Source organism: Streptomyces sp. NPDC059851 (assembly GCF_042732005.1).
Lineage (GTDB): Bacteria > Actinomycetota > Actinomycetes > Streptomycetales > Streptomycetaceae > Streptomyces.
Genome location: NZ_JBHWJJ010000214.1, coordinates 1 through 8802, shown reverse-complemented (window position 1 = coordinate 8802; position 8802 = coordinate 1). Strand labels below are relative to the sequence as shown.

General features: G+C 76.1%; 7 protein-coding genes. 3 read left to right on the top strand and 4 right to left on the bottom strand.

The window, feature by feature from the left end; genetic code table 11:
• Positions 1–282: 282 nt before the first annotated feature.
• Complete coding sequence (locus ACFV7Q_RS37245; RefSeq protein ID WP_385435385.1) at positions 283–927, top strand: DUF4232 domain-containing protein; 645 nt, start codon at positions 283–285, stop codon at positions 925–927.
• Complete coding sequence (locus ACFV7Q_RS37240) at positions 924–1526, top strand: AAA family ATPase (RefSeq protein WP_385435384.1); 603 nt, start codon at positions 924–926, stop codon at positions 1524–1526. Before ACFV7Q_RS37245 ends, ACFV7Q_RS37240 begins: the two co-directional genes overlap by 4 nt.
• Before the next feature lie 71 nt (positions 1527–1597).
• Here ACFV7Q_RS37240 and ACFV7Q_RS37235 read toward each other — a convergent pair whose 3' ends face one another.
• The 3 genes from ACFV7Q_RS37235 to ACFV7Q_RS37225 all read right to left on the bottom strand — a co-directional run bounded on the left by ACFV7Q_RS37235 (position 1598) and on the right by ACFV7Q_RS37225 (position 6310).
• On the bottom strand, positions 1598–4114 hold the full coding sequence (locus ACFV7Q_RS37235) for an FtsX-like permease family protein (protein WP_385435383.1): 2517 nt from the start codon (positions 4112–4114) through the stop codon (positions 1598–1600).
• A complete protein-coding gene (locus tag ACFV7Q_RS37230; RefSeq protein WP_385435382.1) occupies positions 4114–4926 on the bottom strand; it encodes an ABC transporter ATP-binding protein in 813 nt (270 codons plus the stop codon). The genes ACFV7Q_RS37235 and ACFV7Q_RS37230 overlap by 1 nt, the downstream gene beginning before the upstream one ends.
• A gap of 241 nt (positions 4927–5167) precedes the next feature.
• Positions 5168–6310 carry a PP2C family protein-serine/threonine phosphatase gene (locus tag ACFV7Q_RS37225; RefSeq protein ID WP_385435380.1) on the bottom strand — a complete coding sequence of 381 codons (1143 nt, stop codon included), beginning with the start codon at positions 6308–6310 and terminating at the stop codon, positions 5168–5170.
• 130 nt (positions 6311–6440) lie between these two features.
• Here ACFV7Q_RS37225 and ACFV7Q_RS37220 point away from each other — a divergent pair, with 130 nt between their 5' ends.
• The gene (locus tag ACFV7Q_RS37220) at positions 6441–7679 is read left to right on the top strand and encodes a GNAT family N-acetyltransferase (RefSeq protein ID WP_385435379.1); all 1239 of its coding nucleotides are present in this window, start codon (positions 6441–6443) and stop codon (positions 7677–7679) included.
• Positions 7680–7845: 166 nt separating this feature from the next.
• Here the strand turns inward: ACFV7Q_RS37220 and ACFV7Q_RS37215 are convergent, their stop codons facing one another.
• Positions 7846–8652 (bottom strand): Fpg/Nei family DNA glycosylase, encoded by an 807-nt coding sequence (locus ACFV7Q_RS37215; RefSeq protein WP_385435378.1) that lies wholly within the window; start codon positions 8650–8652, stop codon positions 7846–7848.
• Positions 8653–8802 lie beyond the last annotated feature (150 nt).

Below are 8802 nucleotides of genomic sequence, written 5' to 3'. Positions count from 1 at the left end.
GGCGGGCTGTGTGGCTGCTGTTTTTTTTATAACTCCCCGGGGGGGCGTCCCCGCCTGGGCGGGGGGGGGGGGGGGGGCGCCCCGCGCCCCGCCCTCGGGGGGCGGGGGCCCGGCCCCGCGGCCAGCGGCCCGGCACCGGCCGGCTCCGGCACCGCCCGCCACCGGCACCGCCGCCACCGGCACGGCCCGGCACCGGCTCGGCCCGCCACCGACGCGGCTCCGGTGGCCACGCCGGTGGGCCCAGGGACCGGGCGGGACCGCGAACTGTCGTACGGTCGGCCGATGGACCCGATACGTGCGACAGCAAGGGCGGTTGGGGCCGCCGTGGCCGTGGCGGTGCTGGCGGGGTGCAGCACACCGCCCGCCCCGGCGCTCGCCCCGGGGCCCACCTCAGCGGTACGGCCGGCCAAGCCGCGGCCGGCACCCCCGGGCGGACCTTCCGCGGACGGACGGCCCCCGGCGGCGGCGCCGGCGTCTTCCGGGGAGACGTGTCCGGCGGGCGGGGTGCGGGTGCGCCAGCGGGGCGGGGACTCGGCGATGGGCGTACGCATCCTCGCCGTCGAGCTGGTCAACTGTTCCACCGGACCGTACGAGCTCGAAGGCCATCCGCAGATCAGGCTGCTGGACAGGAAGCGCACGCCGATCGAGGTGGAGGTCCTGCACGGTTCGGGCGACATCGCCGGCGGCGTGCCGAGCATGGACAGGCCCGCCGAGCGGGTGAGCCTGCAGCCGGGGGGAACGGCGTCGTTCGGGATGCTGTGGCGCAACCTGGTGACCGACCCGAGCGTGCCCGCCGCGGAGGGATGGGCGGTGGAGGTGACGCCCAAGCCGGGTGCGCCCACGGTGACGGTGGAGCTCAGGGACTCGGTGGACCTCGGCAACACCGGCAGGCTCGGCATCAGCGTCTGGGCGGAGAACTCCCGGTGATCGTCTGGCTGAACGGGCCCTTCGGGGTCGGCAAGACGCAGACCGCGTACGAGCTGCACCGGCGGCTGCCCGGCAGCGCCGTGTGCGACCCCGAGCACGTCGGCTTCGGCCTGCACCGGATGCTGCCGGCCGGGCTGCGCGGGGACTTCCAGGACCTGCCGGCCTGGCGCCAGGGGGTGTTCGAGGTGCTGGACCTGGCCGCGCGGCGGCATCCGGGGCCGCTGCTGGTGCCGATGACGGTCACCGAGCCCCGGTACTTCGACGAGACGGTGGGCCGGCTGCGCGGAGCGGGCCACGACGTACGGCACTTCGCGCTGCTGGCCGAGCGCAGCACCGTACTGCGCCGGCTGAGCGGGCGCGGCCTGCTGCCGGGGCTGAAGCGGGAGGGCTTCGGGGTGGCGCGGCTGGACGGGTGCCTGGCGGCGTTGCGCGGGCCCGAGTTCGCCGACCACCTGGTCACCGACCAGCTGGGCGTGGAACGGGTCGCCGCCCGGATCGCGGCCCTGAGCGGGCTGCGGATGGCGCCGGACACCGGCGGTCCGCTGCGTGGGCGGCTGCGGCGCGCACTGGTGGGTGTCCGGCACGTCCGGTTCGACTGACGACGGCCCGGCGCACCACGCCGCCCGGGCCGTGCCAGGCCGGGGCAGGCCGGGCCGGGGCAGGCCGGGGCTCAGTGTCGGTCGGGCCGCAGGGCCCAGCGGGCCGGGAGGGCCGTGCCGGCCAGGCCGAGCCCCAGTGCGGCCGCCGCGAAGGAGGCGTACAGGGCGGGCGGGATGTGCGGGGGCGCCCCGGTGACGGCCCTGGCCAGCGGGTTCAGGGTGGCCAGGGCGATGGCGGTGCCGAGGGCGGTGCCCGCGGCGCCGATCAGCAGGCCCTCCCAGCGGACCATGCGGAGCACCTGGTGGCGGGTGGAGCCGACGAGGCGCAGCATCCGCAGCTCCCGCCGGCGGTCGAGGACGGTCATCACCAGGGTGTTGGCGGCGGCGATGGCCGCGAAGCCGCCGAGGACGGCCGCCATGACGCTGTTGGCCCAGGCGTTCAGCGCGCGGTCGGTGCTCTGCTGCGCGGTCCACTGTGCCGCGGGGACGGCCGGGCCGGCGTCGGTGGGGGCCGGGCCTCGGACCAGGAGCTCGGTCGGCCGCCCGGTCGTGGTGCGGCCGGCCAGGTCGGCCTCGGGGAGGGTGACCTGGCCGAGGCCGAGGCCGCGGGTGTAGACGGCGACGACCTCGGGACGGGCCGGGGTCCCGTCGGGCAGGCGCAGCGTGATGCGGTCGCCGACGGAGACGCGGGCCGAGGCGGCGAGCGTGCGGTCCACCGCGACGGTGCCCGGGGCGAGCCGGTCGAGGCTTCCCTCGCGTACGCCGAGGTCGAGCACGGCGGCCGGGTTTCCGGAGACGCCCAGGGCGGACGCGGTCTCCAGCCGGCGGTCCTCGCCGGAGCCGGCCTCCGCGAGGACGGCGGTGCGGGTGACGCGGAGGCCGCCGGCAGCATCCGGGGCGGGGTCGGGGACCACGTGGTCGGCGAGCAGTCCGGCCTCCTGCTGTTGCAGGGTGGCCCGCTCCTCGCTGGTGTGCAGGAACACCAGCGTCGAGGAGAAGGCCATGGCGAGCACGATCGGGGTGATCGCGGAGGCGAGCCGGCGGGCGTGGGTGCGGGAGTTGGCGGCGGCGAGCTCGCCGGGGGCGCCCGCGGCGCGCAGCGGCAGGCCGAGTACGGCGGTGCAGGCGCGGGCGACGAACGGGCCGAGCAGGGCCACGGCGAGCATGAAGAGCATGACGACGCCGAGTGCGGCGTCGGCGGCGCCCTCCCCGCCGGCGGTGGCGGCGAGGCCGGCGCAGACGATGCCGCCGGCCAGGGCGGCGAGGCCGAGCGGGGTGCGGATCCAGCCGGGTCGGAGGCGTTCGACGGCGGCCTCGGCGAGGGCCCGGGACGGGCGGATCCGGGCGGGCCGGCGGGCGGCGGCCCAGCCGGCGAGCAGGGCGGTGCCGAGGCCGATGGCGACGGCGGAGGCCATGGCGGTCCAGGAGACGGCGAGGTCGACGTCGGCCGGGACCGCGCCCTTCTCCTTGAGCTGGCCGAACCACCAGGCGGCCAGCGCGGTGCCGGGTACGCAGCCCAGCACGCCCGCGGCGGGGGCGACGAGCAGCGCTTCGGTGGCGACCGTGCGGCGGATCTGGCGCGGGGTGGCTCCGATGGCGCGGAGCAGGGCGAACTCGCGGGAGCGCTGGCTGACGGAGAGCGCCACGGTCCCGGCGGCGGTGAAGACGGCGACGAGGGTGGCGACTCCCCCGAAGGAGCCGCCGAGGCCGGCCAGCAGCGCCTTGGCGTCGTCGAGGTGCGGGTCCATGGCGCGGTCGGGGCCGGTGAGCACGCGGGCGTGACCGTCGAGGGCGGTACGGGCCTTGGCGGCGAGGGCCTCGGGGGCGCCGGGGGCGAGGAGGACGACGGCGTCGAGCGCGTCGGGGTGTCCGGACAGGGTGCGGGCCTCGGCGTCGGAGAACCAGACGCCGGTGCCTTCGGCGCGCCCGACGACGCGGAACTCCCGCTTTCCCACGGGGGTGTCGAGCACGAGCCGCTCCGCGGCTCCGGCCGGGGCCGGGCCGGGCTCGGAAGGCGCAGGACCGGAAGACGCCGGACCGGAAGACGCCGGACCGGAAGACGCCGGACCGGAAGACGCCACGCCGCGGCCGGTGAGGTCGGTGCCGGTGAGGTCGGTGCCGGTGACGACCTCACCCGGCGCCTGCGGAGCCCGGCCCGCGCTGAGCTGCGTCCGGGTGAACGCGGAGGAGCCCCACCCGGACGCCTCGACCGCGGGCCCGTGTCCCCCGGTACCGCCGGGGGACACGGCACGCACGGGGAAGACCACGTCGGGCACGACCCGCCCGAGCGGGGCGAGCCGCTCCAACAGGGTGGCGTCGACGCGGGCCCGGTCCGGGATCCGGGCGGTGAACTCGTACGCGCCCTCGCCGCTGCCCACCCTCAGGCGGGCCTGCTGGTCGGCGGCGACCACGACGGGGGCCGCCGCGTACCGGCCGGGCTGCGCGGAGGCCCGTATACCGGTCTCCAGCAGGATCCCGCAGGCGCTGACGACGGCGACGGTCATGAGCAGGGCGAGGAAGGTGCCGGCGAAGGCGGCGGGACGGAATCGGACCGCCGCGCGTGCCAGGCCGTTGGAGCGGTGGAGCATCAGGCGGCCGCTCCCGTGTACGCCGGGGCGGTCAGCGCGGTCATGCGGGCGGCGACGGTGGCGGCGGAGCTGCGCGGCAGCCGGTCGGCGATCAGCCCGTCGGCGAGGAAGAGCACCTGGTCGGCGTGGGCGGCGGCGGCCGGGTCATGGGTGACCATGACGACGGTGGCGCGCAGGGAGTCGACGGCGGCCCGGAGCAGTCCGAGGACCTCGGCTGCGGTGGTGGTGTCCAGGGCGCCGGTGGGCTCGTCCGCGAAGACCACGTCGGGGCGGGTGACCAGGGCCCGGGCGATGGCGACGCGCTGCTGCTGGCCTCCGGAGAGCTCGGCCGGGCGGCGGCGCCCCTTGCCTTCGAGGCCGACGCGGGCGAGCAGGTCGGCGGCCCGGGCGCGGTCCTGCCGCGACGTTCCGACGCCGGCCAGCCGCATCGGGAGCAGCACGTTCTGCTCGACGGTGAGGGAGGGCAGCAGGTTGAAGGCCTGGAAGACGAAGCCGAGGCGGGTGCGGCGGAGTTCGGTGAGCTCGTTCTCGTTCATGCCGGTGATCTCGGTGCCGCCGAGGCGGACGGATCCGGCGGTGGGCAGGTCGAGTCCGGCCGCGCACTGCAGGAAGGTGGACTTGCCGGAGCCGGACGGACCCATCACGGCGGTGAAGCTGCCGCGGGGCAGGCTGAGGTCGATGCCGCGCAGGGCGTGGACGGCGGCGGCGCCGCGCCCGTACTCGCGGCGTACGCCGCGCAGTTCGACGGCGGCCGCGCTGTCGTGCGCGGCCTGCTCGTCCTCGCGCTGCCGCCTGCTGTGCCGGAACCCCATGGTGTCCCCCTCCGCTGCGGCCGGTGCTCCGGCCGTGGCCGTTTCCGTGCCGTGGTCGATCCGTCGATGGTGTGCTCGACGCTACGGACGGGGCAGGGGCGGGGGCCATGGCGCGGCCCGGCGGATCGGCGGTGGGGAAAACCCCACCACGGCCACGCGGCGGGGACGCACGCCGGCACACGGCACACGGCACACGGCACACGGCACACGGCATTCTCAGGGCAAGCGGCAGACGGCGCTCTCAGGGCGAGCGGCGGATGATCAGCAGGGCGCGGTCGTCGTTGACATCCTTGGCGACCTTCTCGATCAGGTGCCAGGCGGCGCCTTCCCAGCCGGCCGCGACATAGCGGTCGGCCTCGCCGGTGAGCCGGTCGATGCCCTCGCTGATGTCGCGGTCGGCGGTCTCCACCAGGCCGTCCGTGAAGAGCATCAGCACGTCGCCGCGGCGGAGGTTGCCGCGGGCGGGCTCGAACTCGGCGCCGTCGTAGACGCCGAGCAGCGGGCCCTCGCCCGACTTCTCCTGCCAGCGGCCGGTGCCCGCGCAGAGCTGCAGGGCGGGCAGGTGGCCGGCGGAGAGGAGTTCGTAGTCGCCGGTCTCCAGGTCGAGGACGAGGTGGACGGAGGTGGCGAAGCCCTCGTCCCAGTCCTGTCGGAGGAGGTAGCCGTTGGCGGCGGGCAGGAAGCCGTGCGGGGCCAGTGCACCGAGCAGGCCTCCGAAGGCGCCGGACAGCAGCAGGGCGCGGGATCCGGCCTCCATGCCCTTGCCGGAGACGTCGGTGAGGACGACCTCCAGGGTCCGGCCGCCGTGGGTCCGGGCGGCGACCACGAAGTCGCCGGAGAAGGATTGGCCACCGGCGGGCCGCAGGGCCATCTCGCGGTGCCAGCCGCGCGGCAGTGCGGGCAGCTGGCTCTGGACGCGGATGCGTTCGCGCAGGTCGAAGAGCATGGTGCCGCCGCGCCGCCAGGGCACGCCGACGCGGCTGCGGAACTGGGCGATGACGAGTCCGAAGAATCCGCAGGCGGCGACGACCAGGACCGTGCCGGGGGTGACCCGGGCCGGTCCCTCGGTGTAGGGGCCGAGGACCAGGGCCTCGACGATCAGTGCGGTCGCGGAGGCCGCGTACAGGGCGAGGAGGCTCGCGGGGCGCAGCAGCAGGCCGCCCGCGACGATGGGCAGGACGAGCGCGGCGGGCGAGAACCACACCGGCAGCATGAGCGTGCCGCAGGCGATGGCGGGGACGGTGGCGAGGAGTCCGGCCAGGGCGAGCCAGTCGGAGGCGTCGCCGCGGAAGTAGTCGACGGCGGATTTGCGCAGGGCGGTGCGGGCCCGGTGCCAGGTCAGGCGTGCCCGGGCCATGAGCGTCTCCACACGTGCTCCGGCCATGTCCTTCGGGACCCTATCGATCCTGGCCGTGCGCGCGCAGGGGGACCCCCGGACCGGCGGGGTCCCGCCAGGGCCGAGGTCGTCCGAAATCCCGTCGCCCGGGGCGGATTGCCCTGGTAAGGATGACCTTATGGTCCTTGAGATGCGCGTATTGCAGGCTGATGAGTGGGATGCCCTGTACGACCACCTGGAACTGGCGTTCGGGGGTGTGCTCGATTCCTCAGAGACGCGGGAGCTCTTCAGATCGCTGACGGAGGTCGAACGGTCGCTGGCCGTCTGGGACGGCCAGACGTGCGTCGGCTCGGCCTCGGCGTTCAGCTTCCGCCTGTCGGTGCCGGGGGGCGCACCGGTACCGGCCGCGGGGGTCACGATGGTGGGCGTCGCGCCGACCCACCGCCGCCGGGGGATCCTCACCTCCCTGATGCGCCGCCAGCTGGACGACGTCCGCGCCGGGGGTGAGCCGCTGGCCGTACTGACGGCGTCGGAGCCGGCGATCTACGGGCGCTTCGGCTACGGCATCGCGGCGCACGAGCTGTCGCTGGACATCGACACCGACCGAGCGGGCCTGTCCGTGCCGCCCGACACGGACGCCCTGCGGCTGCGCATCGTGGATCCGGCCAAGGCGCTGGGCGACTGCGAGCGGGTGTACGCGGAGCTGGTCGCCCGGCGGCCCGGCATGCCGGCGCGGCAGCCGGGCTGGGAGCGACTGCCGCTGCTGGACCCCGAGGCGGACCGGGAGGGCGCGTCCCGGCTGATGTGCGTGGTCGCGGAGCGACCGGACGGTGAGGTGGTCGGGTACGCGCGCTACCGGGTCAAGCCGGACTGGGACGCCGCCGGGGCGCGCGGCACGGTCACGGTGCGCGCCCTGGACGCGCTGGACCCGGCGGCGGCGGCCGCGCTGTGGCGCTATCTGTTCGGCATCGACCTGACCTCGACCCTGCGGGCCGGTCGGCGGCCGGTGGACGACCCGGTGCTGCACCTGCTCCGGGACGCACGCAGGGCACGGCCGAGCACGGCCGACTCGCTGCACGTCCGCCTGGTGGACCTGCCCGCGGCCCTCCGGGCCCGCGGGTACGGGGCCGCGCTGGACGTGGTGTTGGACGTGGAGGACGCGTTCTGCCCGTGGAACGCGGGGCGGTGGCGACTGGTCTCCGCCGGCCCGGGCGGTGCCGTGTCCTGCGTCCGGACCGAGGATCCGGCGGACCTGGCGCTCACGGCCCGGGAGCTGGGCGCGGCCTACCTGGGCGGGGTCGCACTGACCTCGTTGGCGGGGGCCGGCCTGGTGCGCGAGCTACGTCCGGGCACGCTGGCGGCGGCGTCACGGGCGTTCGCCGGTGACGTGGCCCCCTGGCTACCGCACGGCTTCTGACGGGGCGGGGCTGCCCGGGTCCCGGCGGCGGGCCCAGCGGGATCCGGGACCCGGCGGACCGGGACCCCGGCGGAATCCACGATCCGGCGGACCGGGACCCCGGCGGAATCCACGATCCGGCGGACCGGGACCCCGGCGGAATCCGGGACCCGGCGGTCTCCCCGGCTCAGCGGGTCTGGCAGCCCGGGCACCAGAAGAGGTTGCGGGAGGCGAGGTCGGCGGTGCGGATCTCGCCCCCGCAGATGTGGCAGGGCAGGTGGGCGCGCCGGTAGACGTACACCTCGCCGCCGTGGTCGTCCACGCGCGGCGGGCGCCCCATGGCCTCGGGCAGGTGCTCGTCCCGGACGGTGTCGATGCGGTTCTTGCGCACTCCCTCGCGCATCAGCACGGTCAGGTCCGCCCACATCGCGTCCCATTCCGTGCGGGTGATGTCCTTGCCCAGGCGGTAGGGGTCGATGCCGTGCCGGAAGAGGACCTCGGCGCGGTAGACGTTGCCGATGCCCGCGACGACCTTCTGGTCCATGAGCAGTGCGGCGATGGTGGTGCGGGAGCGCGAGATCCGCTTCCACGCGCGGTCGGGATCGTCCTGCGGCCGCAGCGGGTCGGGGCCGAGCCGGTCGTGTATCGCTTTCTTGCCGCCGACGTCGATCAGGGCGCAGGCGGTGGGGCCGCGCAGATCGGCGTAGTGCTCCTCGTTCAGTAGCCGCAGGCGGACCGTGTCCGCGGCCGGCGGGGCCGGGGCGGGCCCGAAGCCGAGCTTGCCGAAGAGGCCGAGGTGGATGTGGATCCAGGCGTCGCCGAGTTCCAGGAACAGGTGCTTGCCGTGGGCCTCGGCGCCCTCCAGCTCGCGCCCGTTGAGCAACGCTGCACTCTCGGCGAACCGGCCCTGCGGGCTGCTCACCCGGACGGGGCGGGCGGCGAACCGTTCGGTGTGGTCCTGGGCGAGGCGGTGGATCGTATGCCCCTCGGGCACGTCTGCTCTCCTCCTGGTGTCCCCGGGCGGCGGTCGTGCCGCCCGGGGGCGGGAACGGCAGTGGGGCCCGAACCCCCCCGACGACCCCGACCGGGCGTCCAGAATGTCCCGCGGCGCGGGGGCCGCCTTCGGGGGCACCGACCCCCTCCT

What these genes read in the sequence shown, in the direction of transcription:
- ACFV7Q_RS37220 (WP_385435379.1), top strand. Translation starts at nt 6,441, where the DNA reads ATGGTCCTTGAGATGCGCGTATTGCAGGCTGATGAGTGGGATGCCCTG.
- ACFV7Q_RS37230 (WP_385435382.1), bottom strand. Translation starts at nt 4,926, where the DNA reads ATGGGGTTCCGGCACAGCAGGCGGCAGCGCGAGGACGAGCAGGCCGCG.
- ACFV7Q_RS37245 (WP_385435385.1), top strand. Translation starts at nt 283, where the DNA reads ATGGACCCGATACGTGCGACAGCAAGGGCGGTTGGGGCCGCCGTGGCC.
- ACFV7Q_RS37235 (WP_385435383.1), bottom strand. Translation starts at nt 4,114, where the DNA reads ATGCTCCACCGCTCCAACGGCCTGGCACGCGCGGCGGTCCGATTCCGT.
- ACFV7Q_RS37225 (WP_385435380.1), bottom strand. Translation starts at nt 6,310, where the DNA reads ATGGCCGGAGCACGTGTGGAGACGCTCATGGCCCGGGCACGCCTGACC.